We start from the raw sequence: 18,770 nt of genomic DNA, 5'->3' as shown, positions 1-18,770 counted from the left end.
GTAGTACCCGTTCACACCGCCAGGTAGGCGACCGCGTCCAGCATGCGATCGGCCGCCACACGCAGCTCCGCCACACCCGGCCCGGCCCGCAGCACCTCGCGGGCCACCGCGGGCAGCAGCTGGCCGGGTTCCGCGCGGCCCAGCCCGGCGAGCGCCTCGGGCCGCCCGCCCTGGACGCCGAGTCCGGGCACCAGCACCGGGCCGCCCAGCGCGCTGAGGTCGGGCGCCTGCAACACCGTCGCGCCGACGACCACGCCGACATATCCCGGCCCGGACGGGGTCGCGGAACGATTCACCACCGCCGCCTGGTCGACGACCAGCTGGGCCACCGTGCGGCCGTCGAAGGCGGCGCGCTGCACGGTCGACCCCTCCGGGTTCGAGGTGGCCGCAAGCACGAACACCCCGCGGTCGTGTGCCGCGGCGGTCTCCAGCAGCGGCCGCAGCGAGCCGAAGCCCAGGTACGGGGTGGCCGTCACGGCGTCGGCGGCCAGCGGTGAATCACCCGCCCACGCGGCGGCATAGGCCGCCATCGTCGTGCCGATGTCGCCGCGTTTGGCGTCGGCCAGCACCAGCACCCCGGCCGATCGCAAGGCCGCGATGGTGCGTTCCAGCACCGCGAATCCAGCGGCGCCGTAGGCCTCGAAGAACGCGACTTGCGGTTTGACGACGGCGAATCCGGCAAACGCCTCGATGCAGATGTCGCAGAACGCGGCCAGGCCGTCGACGGTCGTGGGCAGGTCCCAGGCGCGCAGCAGCTCGGGGTGCGGGTCGATGCCCACGCACAGCGGCCCGCGTTCCGCCTTCGCGTCCGCCAGCCGGACGCCGAACCCGGTCACCGGTCCCCGTTACCGGGCTGGCCGCCCTGACCGATCTGGCTGTGCAGTTCCTGCAGGCTGCGCACGCCGATGTCGCCGCGGATGCCCGCTTCGATGCCCTGGACGGCGGCCGAGGCGCCCTGCACCGTGGTGACACAGGGGATGTTGACCGACACTGCGGCCGAACGGATTTCGTAGCCGTCGATGCGCGGGCCGGAGTTGCCGTACGGCGTGTTGATCACCATGTCGACCTCGCCGGCCTTGATCGCGTCGACCGCCGACGTCTCGGGGCGGCCCGGCTGCGGGTCCTCGAAGTGCTTGCGCACCTCGTCGCAGGGAATCCCGTTGCGGCGCAACATCTCCGCGGTCCCCTCCGTGGCCAGCACGCGGAATCCCAGGTCGGCCAGCCGCTTGACGGGGAAGACCAGCGAGCGCTTGTCCCGGTTGGCCACCGACACGAAGATGGTGCCCTGCGCCGGCAGCGACCCGTAGGCGGCGGTCTGGCTCTTGGCGAACGCGCTGCCGAAGTCGCGGTCGATGCCCATCACCTCGCCGGTGGATTTCATCTCCGGGCCCAACAGCGAGTCGATGGCGGCCCCGTCGCTGCGACGGAAGCGGTGGAAGGGCAGCACGGCCTCCTTGACCGCGATCGGGGCGTTCTGCGCGGCATGGGCGCCGTCGCCGGACGCCGCCAGCATGCCCTCGTCGCGAAGCTGGGAAATGCTGGTGCCCAACATGACCCGGGCACACGCCTTGGCGAGTGGGATCGCGGTGGCCTTCGACACAAACGGCACCGTGCGGCTGGCGCGCGGGTTGGCCTCCAGGACGTAGAGCACGTCGTCCTTGAGCGCGTACTGCACGTTGAGCAGGCCCACCACGCCGATGCCGTGCGCGATGGCCTCGGTCGCGCGGCGCACCTTCTCGATGTCGCTGCGGCCCAGCGTCACCGGCGGCAGCGCGCACGCCGAGTCGCCGGAGTGGATGCCGGCCTCCTCGATGTGCTCCATGATGCCGCCGATGTAGACCTCGGTGCCGTCGCACAGCGCGTCCACGTCGATCTCCACCGCGTCCTCGAGGAAGCGGTCGACGAGCACCGGGTGCTCGGGCGAGAGCTCGGTGGCGCGGGTGATGTAGCCCCGCAGCGTCTCCTCGTCGTAGACGATCTCCATCCCGCGACCACCCAGTACGTACGACGGCCGCACCAGCACCGGATAGCCGATGTCCTCGGCGATCCGGCGGGCCTGCGCGAAAGTCGTTGCCATGCCGTACTTCGGCGCCGGCAACCCCGCGGCCGTCAGCACGTCGCCGAAGGCGCCGCGGTCCTCGGCCAGGTCGATCGCCTCCGGCGGGGTGCCCACGATCGGCACGCCCGCGTCGGCCAGGCGCTGCGCCAGCCCGAGCGGGGTTTGGCCGCCCAGCTGCACGATCACCCCGACCACTCCCGGACCCTCGCCGGCCGACTGTTGCTCGGCGCGGAACACCTCGAGGACGTCCTCGAACGTCAGCGGCTCGAAGTACAGCCGGTCGGCGGTGTCGTAATCGGTGGACACCGTCTCCGGGTTGCAGTTGACCATCACGGTCTCAAAACCGGCCTGCGACAGCGTCGTTGCCGCGTGCACGCAGCTGTAGTCGAATTCGATGCCCTGGCCGATGCGGTTGGGACCCGACCCCAGGATCAGCACCTTGGGCCGCTCTGTCTGCGGCGCCACCTCGGTCTCGGCGGCGGGGTCCAGCTCGTAGCTGCTGTAGTGATACGGCGTCTTGGCCTCGAACTCGGCCGCGCAGGTGTCCACCGTCTTGTACACCGGGTGCACACCCAGCCGCTCGCGCAGCGACCGAACCCCGTTCTCGCCGGCCAGTTCGGGCCGCAGCGCGGCGATCTGGCGGTCCGACAGCCCGCTGTGCTTGCCACGGCGCAACAGGTCGGCGTCGAGCACCGGGGCGGCGATCAGCTCCGCGCGCAGCTCGATCAGCTCGCCGATCTGCGCGACGAACCACGGGTCCACGCCGCTGGCCTCGGCGACCTGCTCCACCGGCGCGCCCAGCCGCAGCGCCAGTTCGATGTCGTAGAGCCGGCCCTCGGTTGGCGTCCGCAGCCGGCCCAGCACCTCGGCCACCCCCTTTTGCGTCACCGCCGGATCGTCGGGTTTGGTCCAGAATCCGGTGCGGGTGGTCTCCAGCGACCGCATCACCTTGCCTAGTGCCTCAATGAAGTTGCGGCCCAACGACATTGCCTCACCGACGGATTTCATTGTGGTGGTCAGGGTGGGATCGGCGCCCGGGAACTTCTCGAACGCGAACCGCGGCGCTTTGACCACCACGTAGTCCAGAGTGGGCTCGAAGCAGGCCGGCGTTTCCTTGGTGATGTCGTTGACGATCTCGTCGAGGGTGTACCCGATGGCCAGCTTGGCGGCGATCTTGGCGATGGGGAAGCCGGTCGCCTTGGACGCCAGGGCGCTGGACCGCGACACTCGGGGGTTCATCTCGATGACGATCAGCCGGCCGTCGACCGGATTGATCGCGAACTGGATGTTGCAGCCGCCGGTGTCCACCCCGACCTCGCGCAGGATCGCGATGCCCAGGTCCCGCATCCGCTGGTATTCCCGGTCGGTCAGCGTCATCGCCGGCGCGACGGTGACCGAGTCACCGGTGTGCACGCCCATCGGGTCGAAGTTCTCGATCGAGCACACCACGACGACGTTGTCATTGCCGTCGCGCATCAGCTCGAGCTCGAATTCCTTCCAGCCGTAAATCGATTCCTCGATCAGCACATTGGCGCTGGGGCTTTCGGCCAGCCCGGCGCCCGCCATCCGGTCGACCTCCTCGACGGATCGCGCCATTCCCGAACCCAGGCCGCCCATGGTGAAGCTGGGCCGCACCACGACCGGCAGGCCGAGGTCGGCGACCGTCTCGCGGACCTCGTCCATGGTGAAACACACTCGGCTACGGGCGGATTCACCGCCTACCTTGGCGACGATGTCCTTGAACATCTGCCGGTCCTCACCGCGCTGGATGGCGTCGAAGTCCGCGCCGATGAGCTCGACGCCGTGGCGCTCCAGCGCCCCGTTCTCGTACAGCGCGACCGCGGTGTTCAGCGCGGTCTGCCCGCCCAGGGTGGCCAGCAGCGCGTCGATCTTGTTGCCGCGCTCGGCCTGCTGGGCGATCACCTTCTCCACGAATGCCGCGGTGATCGGCTCGACGTAGGTGTGGTCGGCGTACTCCGGGTCGGTCATGATGGTGGCCGGGTTGGAGTTGACCAGGCTGACCTGCAGCCCCTCCGCACGCAGCACCCGGCAGGCCTGAGTTCCCGAGTAGTCGAACTCGCAGGCCTGACCGATGACGATCGGCCCCGAGCCGATCACCAGCACGTGGTTGAGGTCGGTGCGACGTGGCACTAGCGGCCCTCCCCTGCCATCAGGTCGATGAATTGGTCGAACAGATATTCCGCGTCGTGCGGTCCGGCCGCGGCCTCCGGGTGGTACTGCACCGAGAACGCTTGCCCGCCTGCGAGTTTGACGCCTTCGACGACTCCGTCGTTGGCGCAGGTGTGGCTGACCACCGCGGTACCGAACGGCGTGTCGAAGGTCTGGCCGGCCTCGCCCTCGAGCGCGAAGCCGTGGTTTTGGGCGGTGACGGCCACCCGCCCGGTGGCGTGGTCGATCACCGGGATGTTGATGCCGCGATGGCCGAACACCATCTTGTAGGTGGACAATCCCAGCGCCCGGCCCAGGATCTGATTGCCGAAGCAGATGCCGAACAACGGGATTCCAGCGCCCAGCACCTCGCGGGTGACCGCGACGATGTGGTCGGCGGTGGCGGGGTCGCCGGGCCCGTTGGACAGGAAGACGCCGTCGGGCTTGAGGTCGGCGATCTGCTGGTAGCTCGCCGATGAGGCCAGCACGTGGGTGCGCACACCGCGGCGGGCGAAGTTGCGCGGCGTGTTGGTTTTGATCCCCAGGTCCAGCGCGGCCACCGTAAACCGCGGTGAGCCTTCGGGTTCCACGATGTAGGTGTCCGGCGTGCTGACCTCGCCGGCCAGGTCGGCCCCGAGCATCGACCGCTGCCCGCGCACCCGCGCCAGCAGTTCGTCCGCATCGGCGAGTGCGTCACCGGAGAACACGCCGGCCTTCATCGAACCGCGGGTGCGCAGATGCCGGACCACCGCGCGGGTGTCGATGCCGGCGATCCCCACAATGTGCTGGCGGACCAGTTCGTCCTCCAGGGTGCCGGTGGAGCGCCAGTTGGACGGGCGCGGCGACGGATCGCGCACCGCGTAGCCGGCCACCCAGATCTTGTCGCCGCGGCTCTCGGCGTCCTCGCCGTTCCAGCCGGTGTTGCCGATCTGCGGCGCGGTGGCCACCACGATCTGCCGGTGGTAACTCGGATCGGTCAGCGTCTCCTGGTAGCCCGACATGCCGGTGGAAAACACGGCCTCGCCCAATGTTTGGCCGATCTTGCCGAACGGCATCCCGGTGAAGACGCGCCCGTCCTCGAGTACCAACTGCGCCTTAGTCACGAGCGCCGCTCCTCCTCATCCTGCGATTCGAGCCAGCCGTCGTATTCGTCACGGTGGTTCGCCCGGAAGCCGGTGTCGATCTCGACGCCCGACGGCAGCCGCCAGCGGATCGCCAGAATCCCGATCCGGCCGGTCATTCTGCGCTCCATCCGGATGTGCGCGATGGAGTCCCGAGGGATCCAAATAGGTTTGGCCCGTACCCGTTCCACCATGATGCCGCCCGCATAGCGGGTCAGCACCGCTCTGCTGCGGAAACCCAGATCACCGGCGGCGATCCGCTCGCTCCAGCCCGGCGCCATCATGGAGCCGCAATAGTGCCCGCGGGTGGTGATGGTCGCCGCCCCCACCCGGTCCGGGATCTCGGGCAACGCCCCGATCAACTCCGCCTGCCGCTGCGAGCGACGGTGCCAGGTCCGCATCATCAGCTGGATCACCACCGTGATCACGACCACCACCACAGCCGCGAAGATCAGCGATCCCACCAGCGTGCCCGAATTCATGCCGGGGACTTCCCGTCTCGGGCGGTGACCTTGCCGCGCAGCAACGTGGCCGTCACGGTGGCGGGCAGCGTCATCGCCTCGTAGGGCGTGTTGGCCGACCGGCTGGCCAGGTCGGATCCGGCGACGGTCCACGAGGTGGTGGGGTCCACCACCGTGAGGTTCGCCGGCTCCCCCACCTCCAGCGGCCGCCCGTGATCGGGCAGGCCCGCGATGCGAGCGGGGTTTTCACTCATCACCCGGGCGACGTCCCGCCAGGTCAACAGGCCGGGGGTGACCATGGTCTGCACCACGATCGACAGCGCCGTCTGCAGCCCGAGCATGCCCGGGCGCGCCGCGGAGAACTCCACGCACTTCTCGTGCTCGGCGTGCGGGGCGTGATCGGTGGCCACACAGTCGATGACGCCGTCGGCCAGCGCCTGGCGCAGCGCCACCGCGTCGGCCGCTTCGCGCAGCGGCGGGTTGACCCGGTTCTGCCCGTCGTAACTGGCCAGCCTGCTGTCGTCGAGCATCAGGTGGTGCGGGGTGACCTCGGCGGTGATCGAGATCCCTTGCTCCTTGGCCCATTTCACGATCTCGACGGTGCCCGCGGTGGAGGCGTGGCAGATGTGTACCCGGGCGCCGGCGTCGCGGGCCAGCAGGGCGTCGCGGGCGACGATCGACTCCTCCGCGGCCCGGGGCCATCCCGCCAGGCCCAGCCGGGCCGCGGTGGGCCCCTCGTGGGCGACGGCGCCGACGGTCAGCCGGGGCTCCTCGGCGTGCTGGGCGATGAGCACGCCCAGACCGGTGGCGTATTCCAGGGCGCGACGCATCACCAGTGGGTCGTGCACGCAGATGCCGTCGTCGGAGAACATCCGCACCTGCGCGGCCCCGGCCGCCATCATGCCCATCTCGGTGAGCTCTTTGCCGGCGAGCCCCACGGTGACGGCGCCCACCGGGTGCACGTCGACCAGGCCGACCTGCTGGCCTCGATGCCACACGTGGTCGGTGACCACCGGGCTGTCGGCGACCGGGGTGGTGTTTGCCATCGCGAACACCGCGGTGTATCCCCCCAAAGCCGCTGCGGCCGAGCCGGTTTCGATGTCCTCGGCGTATTCGCGTCCGGGTTCGCGCAGATGAGTGTGCAGGTCGACGAGGCCGGGCAGCAGCACCTGATCGGTGGCGTCGATCACGTCTAGGTCCTTTTCGACGCCTCCGGCCACGGCCAACCCCGGGCCGATGTCGGCGATCTGGCCATCATCGACCAGCACGTCGACGCGATCGCCCTCGCCGTACAACCGAACCCCGCGCAGCAGCACGCTCACGCCGCACCCTCTTCTCCGGCCAGTTCGGTGCCGACCAGCACGTGGAACAGCACCGCCATCCGCACGTGGACACCATTGGAAACCTGTTGCAGCACAGCAGATTGCGATGAGTCGGCCACCGACGAGGCGATCTCCATACCACGCAGCATCGGCCCCGGGTGCAGCACCACGGCGTGGCCGGGCAGCATCGCCTGGCGGCGATCGGAAAGCCCGTACAGCGAGGAGTATTCGCGCACCGAGGGGAAGAAGCCGCCGTTCATCCGCTCGGCCTGCACCCGCAGCATCAGGACCGCGTCGGCGGCGGGCAGCTCGGCGTCGAAGTCGTTGGACACGGTGACCGGCCAGCCCTGGACCCCGACCGGCAGCAGCGTCGGCGGCGCGACCAGCACCACCTCGGCGCCCAGAGTGTGCAGCAGCATCACGTTGGAACGCGCCACCCGGCTGTGCAGGATGTCGCCGACGATCACGATGCGACGGCCCTCGATGCCGCCGAGCCGTTGGCGAATGGTCAGCGCGTCCAGCAGCGCCTGGGTCGGATGCTCGTGGGTGCCGTCGCCGGCGTTGATCACCGACGGCCCTGGATCCTCTCGGGCGGCGTTCCCGCCCGAAGTCCACTCGGCCAGCAGGTGCGCCGCGCCGGAGGCCGGGTGCCGGATGATCAGTGCGTCGGCGCCGGCGGCGCGCAGCGTGAACGCGGTGTCGCGCAGCGACTCCCCCTTGCCCACCGACGATCCGGACGCGCTGACGTTGATCACGTCGGCGCTCATCCACTTGCCGGCCACCTCGAAGGACACCCGGGTGCGGGTCGAGTTCTCGTAGAACATCGTGACGATGGTGCGGCCGCGCAGCGTCGGCAGCTTCTTGATCTCGCGCCCCACCAGCGCCTGCGCGAACCGGTCGGCATCGTCGAGGATGGCGGTGGCGTCATCGCGGCTCAGGTCGCCGGCCGCCAGTAGGTGGCGGGTCATCGTGAGATCACCACCCCGTCGTCGCCGTCGTTCTCGCTCAGCAGCACGTGCACGCTCTCGCCGCGCGAGGTGGGGACGTTCTTGCCCACATAGTCGGCGCGCAACGGCAGTTCGCGGTGGCCGCGGTCGACCAGCACCGCCAGCTGCACCGCCCGGGGCCGGCCCACGTCGCGCAGCGCGTCCAGCGCGGAACGCACCGAGCGGCCGGAGTACAAGACGTCGTCGACCAGGATCACCAACGCGTCGTCGATGCCGCCGGCCGGAATCGAGGTGGCTTCCAGCGGCCGCGGCGGTTTCTGCATCAGATCGTCGCGGTAGAGCGTGATGTCCAGGGCGCCGTGGCCGACCTCGACACCGCTGTATTCGCCGATGTTGGTGGCCAGCCGATTGGCGAGAATCACACCGCGGGTCGGGATGCCGAGCAGCACCACTCGTGGCGCGTCGGGACCGTCCAGTGCGGTCTTCTCGATGATCTGATGAGCAATGCGGGAAATAGTGCGGCCCACATCGGCCGCCGACATCAACTCCCGGGAATCGCTGCCTAAGCCGGTGTCGCCCGCAGCACCCATACGAAACTTGACCTCCTTCTCCGCCTCGCCGGACGGATCGTTAAAGGATGTCGACTGCGAGGCAGCGTAGCACTAATTTCGAGTGCCACGCCGCCAGGCACGGGTGGTCGCCCGTCGCCCCCACCCCGCGCCAGTCACAGCGGCCGGCGCTGCCGCGGGTTGAGCTGAGCATGATTTGTCGCGGAAAGGCGGGCACGACTTATGCCCGGTCCGCGAGCGCGCGGATTCGGCGCGAGCGAATGCTGAATTTCGAAGCCTATTGCGGAGGCGGCGGAGGTGGCGGAGGCCAGGCGTTATTTCGCGACCACGTTGAGGACGCAGCGCAATTCATGTCGCCTAATCGGCGGCTTACCCGCCCTCGGCCAGCCGTTGCGCGGTCAGGCCGGCATGCGCGATGCGGCGCAGTGCCGCGAGGATCGGTTCGTAGAAGATGGTCCCGAGGACGGCGTATTCGATTGCCGCCGTTGGGGGTTCCAGCGGCATCTGCTCGATGTCGTAGGCGGCGATGGCGCTGATGTGCGGCGCGTATGCACGCAACCGATCCTCGGTCATCGGCACGCCCGCAGCCTCGGCGTCGGCGAGGGCACGGTCAAGCTGCGCTACCGCGGGAAGATCGTCGGGCACCACGAAGTCAAGCGCTGACAGCGCGGCCCGAGCCCGTGCGCAGTCCTCACCGTGTGTGGGTTGAGCGGGCCGCGAAAGCGCCGCTGTCGCCGCACCCAGCGTCGCGAAAAGCGACCTTCCCGGGTTGTCGATGAGTGCGACAACGGACCTGATCTGCGAGATCGAGAGACCGAGCGCGGACAGCGCCCTGATCAGCGCGATCCGTCGGACGTGTAACTCGTCGTAGTGGGCGCGAGTCGAGCTGACTACGCGGCCTGGCATCAGCACGCCCTCACGCAGGTAGAACTTGATGGTCGGCACCGGCACCTCGGTGCGACTCGCCAGCTCCGACATCAGCACGGAAGCGCTCCTTCGAAAATCTTGCCAGAACATCTTGACATTAGATACTTCTACTATCCACTATTGGATAGTAGAAGTATCTAACACACGACTATGACTTCAGGAAGATTTATGAGCACCTCGCTGATCGCCCCATTCATGAGCATCACGCTGGGGGCCACCATCATCTCGGTCGTCACCATCGCCTCCGGCGGCGTCTTCTTACTGCGCGTGGTCACCGGCAACCACGAAGCCAACGGCCTGCAGAAATCTTTTTTCCGAGCCGGCCACGCGCACGCCGGTGTGCTCGTGATGCTGGGCCTACTGCTGTCGGTACTGGGCAACGCCGCGGGCGCGAGCCCCGCCTGGGCCAACGGCGGGGCGATCGCCGTGCTGCTGGCCGCCATCATGATGCCCGCGGGATTCTTCCTATCGGTGCTCGGGCGCAACCCGGCGCGCCCGAACCGGATGATCACGAGCGTGTGGCTCGGCGCGACGCTACTGATAGCGGGCGTACTCACGTCCGGGGTGGCCACCCTGATCGCCGGAATCGACCGAATCTGAGAACCGTCCGACCGGCCCGCTAACCTGACCAGGTGAATCGCTCGACCCTCAATGGCAATGCCGCCTCCATTCGTGAGGTATGCGACGCCGGCCTGCTCGCCGGCGCGGTGACGGTGGTCTGGCAGCGCGGAGAACTGCTGCAGGTCAACGAAATCGGCTACCGCGACGTGGGCGCGGGTCTGCCGATGCAGCGCGACACGCTGTTTCGCATCGCATCGATGACCAAGCCTGTGACGGTCGCGACCGTGATGAGCCTGGTCGACGACGGCAGGCTGGCGCTCAAAGATCCGGTCACCCGCTGGGCGCCGGAGTTGGCCGGCGTGCGGGTGCTCGACGATCCGCACGGCCCGCTCGACCGGACGCACCCGGTGAACCGCACCATCCTGATCGAGGATCTACTCACCCACACCAGTGGGCTGGCCTACGGCTTCTCGGTGTCCGGACCGATCTCCAAGGCCTACATGCGACTGCCCTTCAATCAGGGCCCGGTCGCCTGGCTGGCCGAGCTGGCCAAGCTGCCGCTGGTGCATCAGCCCGGTGACCGGGTCACCTACAGCCACTCCATCGACCTGCTGGGCGTCATCGCCTCCCGCATCGAGGACAAGCCGTTCCATCAGGTGCTCGACGAACGGATCCTGGGCCCGGCGGGCATGACCGACACCGGGTTCTTCGTCTCGCCGGAGGCGCGCCGCCGCGCGGCGACCATGTACTCGCTAGACGAACAGAGCCGACTGCATCACGGCGTGATGGGCCCACCGCACATCACGCCGCCCTCGTTCTGCAATGCCGGCGGCGGATTGTGGTCGAGCGCCGACGATTACCTGCGGTTCGTGCGGATGTTGCTCGCCGGCGGAACGGTCGACGGGGTGCGGGTGCTTTCGGAAGAATCCGTCCGGCTGATGCGGACCGACCGGCTCACCGAGGAGCAGAAGCGGCACAACTTCCTGGGCGCGCCGTACTGGGTCGGCCGCGGCTTCGGGCTGAACCTGTCGGTGGTGACCGATCCGGCCAAGAGCACACCGCTCTTCGGGCCCGGCGGCCTCGGAACGTTCAGCTGGCCGGGCGCCTACGGGACCTGGTGGCAGGCCGACCCCAGCGCGGACCTGATCCTGCTCTACCTGATTCAGAATCTGCCGGATCTGACCGTCGATGCCGCCACGGCCGTCGCCGGAAACACGTCGCTGGCCAAACTCCGGACGGCACAACCGAGGTTCGTCCGCAACACCTATCGCGCCCTCGACCTTTAAAGTCACATCCCGATGCCCGAATACCCACCCGACCGGATCAGCGGTCCGCGGCTGCTGCTGCGACCACCCGCGCTCGACGATGCCGGGGCGCTGTTCCAGCGGGTCGCCCGAGATCCCCAGGTCACCAAGTACCTCTTGTGGGCACCGCACCCCGACGTCGCCGCCACACGGCGCGTGATCACCGAAAAGCTCAACGCCAGCGCGGACGAGAAGACCTGGGTCATCGAATCGCGGCACCGCGGCGAGGTGATCGGGCTGGCCAGCTGCCGGCGCACCGCGCCGCATTCGGTCGAGGTCGGCTACTGCCTGGGCCGGCGGTGGTGGGGCAAGGGCTTGATGTCCGAGGTGCTCGGCATGCTGCTCGCCGCCCTCGACTCCGATCGCGAGGTGTACCGCGTCTGGGCCACCTGCAGTGTGGACAACGAGCGCTCGGCGCGGCTGCTCGAGCACGCCGGCTTCTTCCTGGAGGGGCGGTTGGCCCGGCACGCGGTCTACCCCACGATGGGACCCGAACCCCAGGACAGCCTGCTGTACGCCAAGATCCTGCGCTGACTAACCTTTTTCCGCCAAGCTGTCCTGCTCGAGCGCTCGGCGCGCATAGGCCCGGACGTCGGCGTCGCCGTCCTTGAGCGCAAGCCCCAGCGCGTCCCGGGCGCCGGGCTCCCCGGCCCACCGGGTCAGGCTGAGCACCGCCGCCTTGCGCACGTCCAGATGGGCGTCGGCCAGCGCCTCGGACAGATGTGGAACCGCGAAGTCGACCGGCGCTCCGGCCAGTGCGCGGGTCGCGCCTTGCCGCACCTGCCAGGCAGGCGCCCGCAGCGCCTGCCTGATGGCGGCGAAATCATCTTGGCCGCAACCCAATTGGCCCAGCGCGGCAAGCGCGGCCGCGCGTACCAGCGGATCGGAGTCGGCGACCAGCCGGCGCACGGCCCCGCCGGCTGGGGCCGCTGCCGCCCGTAACGTCGCCAGCCCGGCGGCCGCCGCGATGCGGACCTCGCGGTTCTCGTCAGCAGCGGCGGCGACGACACCCGCCACGTCGTCGACGGACACCAGCGCGCGCACCGCCTCGATGCGAACCCGATGATCGACGTCGTCGAGGGCGTGACGGAATTGCGCGGCGTCACCGGCCCGGCGCGCGGCCAGCACGTACAGCGAGGCCGCGCGCACCACCCGATCGACCGAATCCAGATGCTCGCGCACGCTTTCGGGCTGCGGCAACACCTCGACCAGCTCGCGGATGCCGTCGGCACTGGTGAGGCGGACCGTGGCGTCGTCATCCTTCAGTGCGGCCACCAGGGCCGGCGCATACCCGTCGGGGATGTGCTCGGTCAGCGTCGACACCGCGGTGCGGCGCACGCCGGGATCCGCGTCGGCAAGGTAGGGCCCCAGGTCGGCCATCGTGGGCTCCTCGAGCGCCAGGACCTCGGCGATGCGCGGCGACGGCGGCTCGAACGTAGTGGTGGCCGAGCCGATTCGGGACACCGCGTTGGCCGGCGCCTGGCCACCGACCAGCGGCGGCTGCTCCACCGGGTACACGGTCCGGTCGGTCGGCGGCAGTCCGTCGAGCTCCGGGACCGGTACGAAATACGGTGCCACCGGCCGCTTGAGGAACACCATTCCTTTTTCGGCGTCCTTGCGCAGGTTGAGGTGATAACCCCACTGGTTGTCGTCGCGGCCGGGCAGGTCGGCGCGGTCGTGGTAGAGGCCCCAACGGGATTCGGTGCGGGTGTGCGAGGAGCGGGCGGCCATTTCGGCGCAGTCGCGGATGAACGACACCTCCACCGCACGCATCAGCTCGTGCGGATTGCGGGCGCCCATCTCGGCGATCTCGGCGCTCATCCGCTCGAAGGTGCGGATGGCCAGCGACAGCTTGGCGCCGGTCTTGGGCGGCGCAACGTAGTCGTTGACGAAGCGGCGCAGCTTGTATTCAACCTGGGGTTGCGGCGGGCCGTCCGGATGCCGCAGCGGGCGGTAGATCAGCTCGTGCGCCTCACGCACCTGCTCCTCCGGGAGTTGTTGCGGCGCAGCGACTTCGGCCAGCGTCGAGGCCGCGTGCGTACCGGCCAGATCGCCAAACACGAAAGCGCCGATCATGTAGTTGTGCGGCACGCAGGCCATGTCACCCGCGGCGTACAGCCCGGGCACCGTGGTGCGGGCGTGCTCGTCGACCCACACACCCGACGCGGAATGCCCGCTACACAAGCCGATTTCGGAGATGTGCATCTCGATGTCGTGGGTGCGGTAGTCGTGGCCGCGGTTGGCGTGGAAGGTACCCCGGGTGGGCCGCTCGGTGGTGTGCAGGATGTTTTCCAGCGCGGTCAGCGTCTCGTCGGGCAGGTGCGACACCTTGAGGTAGATGGGTCCGCGCGCGGAATCGATCTCGGTTTTGACCTCGGCCATCATCTGCCCCGACCAGTAGTCGGAGTCGACGAACCGCTCGCCGTGCGAGTTGACCTGGTAGCCGCCAAAGGGATTGGCGACGTACGCGCACGCCGGCCCGTTGTAGTCCTTGATCAGCGGGTTGACCTGAAAGCACTCGATGCCGGACAGCTCGGCACCCGCGTGGTAGGCCATCGAGTAGCCGTCGCCGGCGTTGGTGGGGTTCTCGTAGGTGCCGTACAGGTAGCCCGACGCGGGCAGGCCGAGTCGGCCGCACGCGCCGGTGGCCAGGATGACCGCCTTGGCGCCGACGGTGACGAACTCACCGGTGCGGGTGTGTAGCGCCGCCGCGCCCACCGCGCGGCCTTCGTGGGTCAGCACCCGGACCGGCATCAGCCGGTTCTCGATCCGGATTTTCTCGCGCATCGACCGCTGCCGCAGCACGCGATACAGCGCTTTCTTGACGTCCTTGCCCTCGGGCATCGGCAGCACGTAGGAGCCCGAGCGGTGCACCCGGCGCACGGCGTATTCGCCGTGCTCGTTCTTCTCGAACTTCACGCCGTAGCGCTCCAGCCGCTGCACCATGGCGAAGCCGCGGGTAGCGGTCTGATAGACGGTGCGCTGGTTGACGATTCCGTCGTTGGCGCGGGTGATCTCGGCGACGTAGTCCTCGGGTTCGGCCTTGCCGGGGATCACCGCGTTGTTGACACCGTCCATGCCCATCGCCAGGGCGCCGGAGTGGCGCACGTGGGCCTTCTCCAGCAGCAGCACCCGCGCACCGTTCTCGGCGGCCGACAGCGCCGCCATGGTGCCCGCCGTACCACCGCCGATGACCAGGACGTCACAGTCGAGCCGGATCGGGGCCGCCGGGTCGGGAATCTGCATCATGCCGCCACCGCCGAATGATTCAGTGCCGCAATGACTTCAGCGCGCAGTGCGGCGCGCTGCCGGTCGACGCGCGGCTCCGGCACGTCGATCAGGGTGCGCAGCGGCTGACCGGCCTTGCCCAGCACGGCGATGCGATCGCCCAGCAGCAGCGCCTCGTCGACATCGTGCGTGACGAAGACGATCGTCGTCGGATGGGCACGCCAGGTATCGATCAGCAGCCGCTGCATGGCCGTACGCGTCTGCGTGTCCAGCGCGCCGAACGGCTCGTCCATCATCACCGCGCGCGGCGCCCCGGCCAGCCCGCGGGCCAGCTGGACGCGCTGCCGCATGCCGCCGGACAGGCTCTTGGGCAGATAGTCGCCGAACCCGGTGAGACCGAGCTCGGCGATCCAGCGGTCCGCCTCGGCGCGCCGGTGAGCCCGGGCGACGCCGCGCAGCCGCAGGGCCAACTCGATGTTGGAGCGCACGGTGCGCCATGGCAGCAACGCGTTGTCCTGGAACACCATGCCCCGGTCGGCCGAGGTGGTCGTGACCTGGTCGCCGTCGGCGACGATCCGGCCCTCGTCGGGCCGCAGCAGTCCCGCCAGGGCCCGCAGCACCGTCGACTTGCCGCAGCCCGAGGGACCGGTGAGCACCAGGATCTCCCCGGGCCGCACGGTCAGGCTCAGCCCGTCGATCACCGGTTCTCCGGTGTAGGACAAGCGAACTCGATCCAGTTCCAGACTCACTCCCGCCTTTTTTGAAGTCATTGCCGACCTTCCTCCTCCGCGCGCGGCAGCCAGCTGGTCACCCGGCGGCCCACGACCTCGACGGCCGCCGCCGTCGCGAAACCCAGCACCCCGATGGTGATGATGCCGACGAACACCTGGGGATAGGCCAGCACGGTGTAGTCCTGCCAGGTGCGATAGCCGATCCCGAGTCGGCCCGAGATCATCTCGGCGGAGATCACGCAGATCCACGCCACGCCCATACCGACCGACAGGCCGCCGAACACTCCCGGCAGGATGCCCGGCAACACCACCTGCTTCAACACATCCCACCGGCCGCCGCCGAGCGTACGCACCGAGTCCTCCCAAAGCGTGGGCAGCGCCCGCACCGCGTGCCGGGTGCTGACCAGGATCGGGAAGTACGCCGCGAGGAAGGTGATGAACACGATGCCGGCCTCGTCGGTCGGGAACAGCAGGATCGCCACCGGCACTATCGCGATGGCCGGAACGGGTCTGACCAACTCCGTCAGCGGGCCGAAAGTGTTGGCGAACAAGCGGGAACGCCCCAGCAGCACGCCCGTCGCGACCCCGACCACCGCGGCCAATCCGAAGCCGGTGAGGATACGGATCAGCGACTGCGCCAGGTCAAGCCAGTACTCGGAGGTTCCGAGCCGGTGCCCCAGCGCGTGCACGATCTCGGTGACGGTGGGCAGCGTGTCGAAGCGCAGCAGCAGCCGCACCTTGTCGGCGGTGAGCGCCTGCCACAACCCGATCGCGGCGGCAACCGATGCGAGCCGCAGCAGCCGCCACCGCCACGGCGAGCCGGCACGTCGCGGGGCGACCGTCGCCGGGGCGGTGCCGACGACTTGCGCCGACACCGGGGCTGCCGGGTCGCCGGTGAGATAAGCGGTCATACCGAACCTCCAAGGGCCTGCTCGTAATTCACGATGGCGCCGCCCGGGTGTGCGGCGAGATAACGATGCGCGCCGGCCGGCGTCCCGAACGGCAGGTAGTTCTGGCCGTCTTGCACCCAGACCGCCTTGTCGGCGAACCACCGGGTGCCCAGCTCCACGTCGGGAACATAGGCGGCACGGACTTTGGCGCCGCGGGCGGTCGCCGCCCGCACCGCCCGAAGCAGGCCGGTCGGGTTGGCGACGGTTTGCGTGGAATCCGAACCGTCCAGCCACAGTTCGCTGGCCAGCGCGGGATCCCCGCGCAGCGCGGACGGGTTGGCGGTGGCGGCCCGCGCCGCGTCGTAGTTCAGGCCGCGGGCGCCGAATACGGTGCGCAACGGCCCGTCCTGGACGAAGCCCGACACGTCGAGGTCGGCGAAGTCGCCGATCGACTTCAGGTACGGCACATCGTTTTTCAATGCCTCGACCAGTGCGGGTTTGAGCGTGGTGTCGAATGAGGTACCACCGGGACCGTTGTAGAGGTACACCACTTCCTGCGGCAGGCCGCTCCCCTGGGCGACGATACGGGCGGCCTCCAGCGGCTTGGAGTTGAGGAAGTCTCCTGCGTCCAGTTGCGCCTGCAGGAAGGCGCCCAGCACCTCCGGATGCGACGCCGCATACGAGCGCCGCACCACCACCCCGTGCAGGGTGGGCAGGTTCAGCTCGGCCCCGTCGTACAGCAGTTTGGCCTTGCCTTCGAACACCAGCAGCCCCGGCCAGGCGACGAATTGCGAAAGCCCCTGCACCTGACCGGATTCCAAAGCAGATGCGCCCACCTGCGGTTGCTGGTTGAGCACTTCAACACCTTTGATCCCGGCCCTGTCCAGCGCCCGCATCAAAGTGCCGTGGCCGGCCGATCCCACGCTCGCCGAAACCTTGGACCCGGCCAGGCCGCGCAACGTGGTCGCCGACGAACCGGGCGCCACCACCACCATGTTCAGGGCGCCCTTGGGGTTGTAGCCGGTGATGGAGACGATCTCGGTTTTCGCCAGCGGGTTGGCCTGCGTCTTGGAGCCGTTGATCAGCATCGGATAGTCGCCCATCGAACCGATGTCGATCTTCTCGGCGAGCATCTGCGCGGTGATCGGGGCGCCGGTGTCGTAATCCTGCCACCGCACCGCGTATTTGGTGCCGGTGCGGGTGGTGATGTCGGCCAGCCGGTGCTCCAGGTACCCCTGCGCGCGCAGCAACGTACCCGCGGTGACGGTGTTGATGGTCTTGGACTGATATCCCACCACCACGTTGACCACACCGGAGGACTGCGACAGGGATTCGAGTGAGCAACCGGAGGTCAGCGCGGCGATCGCGCTCACCACCGACGCCAGCCGGATGGCGCGTCGTTTCATGAAAGATCCTGGTTTCGAATGCTTTTCAGCGAAGGAGATAGGGCATATTGACCGTGACGGCGCCGGTCGGACAGCGGGCCGCGCAGGGGCCGCAGTACCAACACTCGTCGACGTGCATGAAGGCCTTGCCGGTGTCGGGGTTGATGGCCAACGCGTCGAGCGGGCAGACCTCCACGCACAGCGTGCAGCCGTCGATACACAGCGACTCGTCGATCGTGACCGGCACGTCGGCGCGGTTGTTGTTGATCAGTGTCATGGGTTGCTCCTCATCAGGTTGCCCCGCATGGTGATTCGATCGCCCCGCATCCGGATGTACTCCAGGTCGACGGGGGTGCCGTCGGCGAGGCTGGTGAGCCGCTCCAACATCAGCAGCGCCGCACCGTCGGGCACCTGCAGCGTCGCCGCCGAGTGCGCGTCGGCGGGAATAGCCTCCAGCGCCAGCGCCGCCGACCCCAGTCGTTGCCCGCTCACCTCCTCGATGAGCGCGAACAGGTCGTCGGTCTCCAGCGGGTGGGTCAGCACCTCGCGGCCGATGTCCGGGGCGAGGTAGGTGAGGTCGAGGCTGAGCGGCAGGTCCCCCAGGTAGCGCAGCCGCTCGATGAACACCGCCTGCTCGCCCGGTTGCAGCCGCAACCGGCGGGCCACCGACGGCGGCGCGGTGACCGGCATCGCTGCGCGTACCTCGTTGCGGACCTCACCGAGGTCCTTGAACGTCTCCTTCAGGCCCAGCAGCGCGTCGAGTCCGTGGTCGTACTTGCGCTGCGCGACGTGCGTGCCGATCTTGGGTCCGCGGTCGATCAGGCCCTCGTGCTTGAGGACGGCCAGCGCCTCGCGAATGGTGTTGCGGGATACCGAGAATTCGGCGGCCAGCTCCAGTTCGGCGGGCAGGCCCTCCGGGTAGGCTTCGGAGTGGATCTGCTGGCGCAGTACGTCGGCGACCCGACGGGCGCGATTGGCTCGGGAGTCTTGAATATCCCGGCTGGGTACTGGTTGCGCCACGGGAGTCACGCTAACGCAGCTCAGGGCCATTTTTCGGGTCGCCGACGAGGCCCCGTGGCGGCGGGCAGGACTATTG

General features: G+C 68.9%; 17 protein-coding genes. 3 read left to right on the top strand and 14 right to left on the bottom strand.

The window, feature by feature from the left end; genetic code table 11:
• Positions 1-11: 11 nt before the first annotated feature.
• The 8 genes from pyrF to ACZYVJ_RS24205 form a co-directional block, all read right to left on the bottom strand.
• Complete coding sequence (gene pyrF, locus ACZYVJ_RS24240; protein WP_463833679.1) at positions 12-836, bottom strand: orotidine-5'-phosphate decarboxylase; 825 nt, start codon at positions 834-836, stop codon at positions 12-14.
• Positions 833-4,210, bottom strand: a complete 3,378-nt coding sequence (carB, locus tag ACZYVJ_RS24235) for a carbamoyl-phosphate synthase large subunit (protein WP_463833678.1) — start codon at positions 4,208-4,210, stop codon at positions 833-835. Before carB ends, pyrF begins: the two co-directional genes overlap by 4 nt.
• Positions 4,210-5,331 (bottom strand): glutamine-hydrolyzing carbamoyl-phosphate synthase small subunit, encoded by a 1,122-nt coding sequence (gene carA, locus ACZYVJ_RS24230; protein ID WP_463833677.1) that lies wholly within the window; start codon positions 5,329-5,331, stop codon positions 4,210-4,212. The genes carB and carA overlap by 1 nt, the downstream gene beginning before the upstream one ends.
• The gene (locus ACZYVJ_RS24225) at positions 5,328-5,831 is read right to left on the bottom strand and encodes a PH-like domain-containing protein (RefSeq protein ID WP_463833676.1); all 504 of its coding nucleotides are present in this window, start codon (positions 5,829-5,831) and stop codon (positions 5,328-5,330) included. Before ACZYVJ_RS24225 ends, carA begins: the two co-directional genes overlap by 4 nt.
• Entirely contained in the window at positions 5,828-7,132 is a 1,305-nt protein-coding gene (locus tag ACZYVJ_RS24220) for a dihydroorotase (protein WP_463833675.1), read from the bottom strand. Before ACZYVJ_RS24220 ends, ACZYVJ_RS24225 begins: the two co-directional genes overlap by 4 nt.
• The gene (locus ACZYVJ_RS24215) at positions 7,129-8,100 is read right to left on the bottom strand and encodes an aspartate carbamoyltransferase catalytic subunit (RefSeq protein WP_463833674.1); all 972 of its coding nucleotides are present in this window, start codon (positions 8,098-8,100) and stop codon (positions 7,129-7,131) included. The genes ACZYVJ_RS24220 and ACZYVJ_RS24215 overlap by 4 nt, the downstream gene beginning before the upstream one ends.
• Positions 8,097-8,669: a bifunctional pyr operon transcriptional regulator/uracil phosphoribosyltransferase PyrR gene (gene pyrR / locus ACZYVJ_RS24210; protein WP_463833673.1), complete on the bottom strand. Its 573-nt coding sequence runs from the start codon at positions 8,667-8,669 to the stop codon at positions 8,097-8,099. The genes ACZYVJ_RS24215 and pyrR overlap by 4 nt, the downstream gene beginning before the upstream one ends.
• A 348-nt stretch (positions 8,670-9,017) precedes the next feature.
• Complete coding sequence (locus tag ACZYVJ_RS24205) at positions 9,018-9,626, bottom strand: MerR family transcriptional regulator (protein WP_463833860.1); 609 nt, start codon at positions 9,624-9,626, stop codon at positions 9,018-9,020.
• A 117-nt stretch (positions 9,627-9,743) separates the two neighbouring features.
• Between ACZYVJ_RS24205 and ACZYVJ_RS24200 the strand changes: the two genes are divergently transcribed.
• Genes ACZYVJ_RS24200 through ACZYVJ_RS24190 form a run of 3 tightly spaced genes read left to right on the top strand, consistent with a single transcriptional unit; the run spans position 9,744 to position 11,974 of the window.
• Positions 9,744-10,175: a hypothetical protein gene (locus tag ACZYVJ_RS24200; RefSeq protein ID WP_463833672.1), complete on the top strand. Its 432-nt coding sequence runs from the start codon at positions 9,744-9,746 to the stop codon at positions 10,173-10,175.
• A gap of 32 nt (positions 10,176-10,207) precedes the next feature.
• A complete protein-coding gene (locus tag ACZYVJ_RS24195; RefSeq protein ID WP_463833671.1) occupies positions 10,208-11,422 on the top strand; it encodes a serine hydrolase domain-containing protein in 1,215 nt (404 codons plus the stop codon).
• Between the two features lie 12 nt (positions 11,423-11,434).
• Entirely contained in the window at positions 11,435-11,974 is a 540-nt protein-coding gene (locus ACZYVJ_RS24190; protein ID WP_463833670.1) for a GNAT family N-acetyltransferase, read from the top strand.
• On the opposite strand, the gene ACZYVJ_RS24185 is transcribed toward ACZYVJ_RS24190, so the two are convergent.
• Genes ACZYVJ_RS24185 through ACZYVJ_RS24160 form a run of 6 tightly spaced genes read right to left on the bottom strand, consistent with a single transcriptional unit; the run spans position 11,975 to position 18,703 of the window.
• Positions 11,975-14,689: a fumarate reductase/succinate dehydrogenase flavoprotein subunit gene (locus ACZYVJ_RS24185; protein ID WP_463833669.1), complete on the bottom strand. Its 2,715-nt coding sequence runs from the start codon at positions 14,687-14,689 to the stop codon at positions 11,975-11,977. It lies immediately after the preceding gene.
• Positions 14,686-15,438 (bottom strand): ABC transporter ATP-binding protein, encoded by a 753-nt coding sequence (locus tag ACZYVJ_RS24180; protein ID WP_463833668.1) that lies wholly within the window; start codon positions 15,436-15,438, stop codon positions 14,686-14,688. Before ACZYVJ_RS24180 ends, ACZYVJ_RS24185 begins: the two co-directional genes overlap by 4 nt.
• On the bottom strand, positions 15,435-16,310 hold the full coding sequence (locus tag ACZYVJ_RS24175; RefSeq protein WP_463833667.1) for an ABC transporter permease: 876 nt from the start codon (positions 16,308-16,310) through the stop codon (positions 15,435-15,437). Before ACZYVJ_RS24175 ends, ACZYVJ_RS24180 begins: the two co-directional genes overlap by 4 nt.
• The gene (locus ACZYVJ_RS24170; protein WP_463833666.1) at positions 16,307-17,695 is read right to left on the bottom strand and encodes an ABC transporter substrate-binding protein; all 1,389 of its coding nucleotides are present in this window, start codon (positions 17,693-17,695) and stop codon (positions 16,307-16,309) included. Before ACZYVJ_RS24170 ends, ACZYVJ_RS24175 begins: the two co-directional genes overlap by 4 nt.
• 25 nt (positions 17,696-17,720) lie before the next feature.
• Positions 17,721-17,951 (bottom strand): 4Fe-4S dicluster domain-containing protein, encoded by a 231-nt coding sequence (locus ACZYVJ_RS24165; protein ID WP_064885673.1) that lies wholly within the window; start codon positions 17,949-17,951, stop codon positions 17,721-17,723.
• Positions 17,948-18,703, bottom strand: a complete 756-nt coding sequence (locus tag ACZYVJ_RS24160; RefSeq protein ID WP_463833665.1) for a GntR family transcriptional regulator — start codon at positions 18,701-18,703, stop codon at positions 17,948-17,950. The genes ACZYVJ_RS24165 and ACZYVJ_RS24160 overlap by 4 nt, the downstream gene beginning before the upstream one ends.
• Between the last annotated feature and the right edge of the window lie 67 nt (positions 18,704-18,770).

The organism is Mycobacterium sp. IDUB_3, assembly GCF_055419585.1.
Note: the sequence above shows the minus strand (reverse complement) of the source record. Positions and strands in the feature narration are given on the sequence as shown.

Coding starts and splice junctions, on each gene's coding strand:
- ACZYVJ_RS24225 (WP_463833676.1), bottom strand. CDS start 5,831: ATGAATTCGGGCACGCTGGTGGGATCGCTGATCTTCGCGGCTGTGGTG.
- ACZYVJ_RS24215 (WP_463833674.1), bottom strand. CDS start 8,100: ATGACCCGCCACCTACTGGCGGCCGGCGACCTGAGCCGCGATGACGCC.
- pyrR (WP_463833673.1), bottom strand. CDS start 8,669: ATGGGTGCTGCGGGCGACACCGGCTTAGGCAGCGATTCCCGGGAGTTG.
- ACZYVJ_RS24205 (WP_463833860.1), bottom strand. CDS start 9,626: ATGTCGGAGCTGGCGAGTCGCACCGAGGTGCCGGTGCCGACCATCAAG.
- ACZYVJ_RS24200 (WP_463833672.1), top strand. CDS start 9,744: ATGAGCACCTCGCTGATCGCCCCATTCATGAGCATCACGCTGGGGGCC.
- ACZYVJ_RS24190 (WP_463833670.1), top strand. CDS start 11,435: ATGCCCGAATACCCACCCGACCGGATCAGCGGTCCGCGGCTGCTGCTG.
- ACZYVJ_RS24185 (WP_463833669.1), bottom strand. CDS start 14,689: ATGATGCAGATTCCCGACCCGGCGGCCCCGATCCGGCTCGACTGTGAC.
- ACZYVJ_RS24180 (WP_463833668.1), bottom strand. CDS start 15,438: ATGACTTCAAAAAAGGCGGGAGTGAGTCTGGAACTGGATCGAGTTCGC.
- ACZYVJ_RS24175 (WP_463833667.1), bottom strand. CDS start 16,310: ATGACCGCTTATCTCACCGGCGACCCGGCAGCCCCGGTGTCGGCGCAA.
- ACZYVJ_RS24170 (WP_463833666.1), bottom strand. CDS start 17,695: ATGAAACGACGCGCCATCCGGCTGGCGTCGGTGGTGAGCGCGATCGCC.
- ACZYVJ_RS24165 (WP_064885673.1), bottom strand. CDS start 17,951: ATGACACTGATCAACAACAACCGCGCCGACGTGCCGGTCACGATCGAC.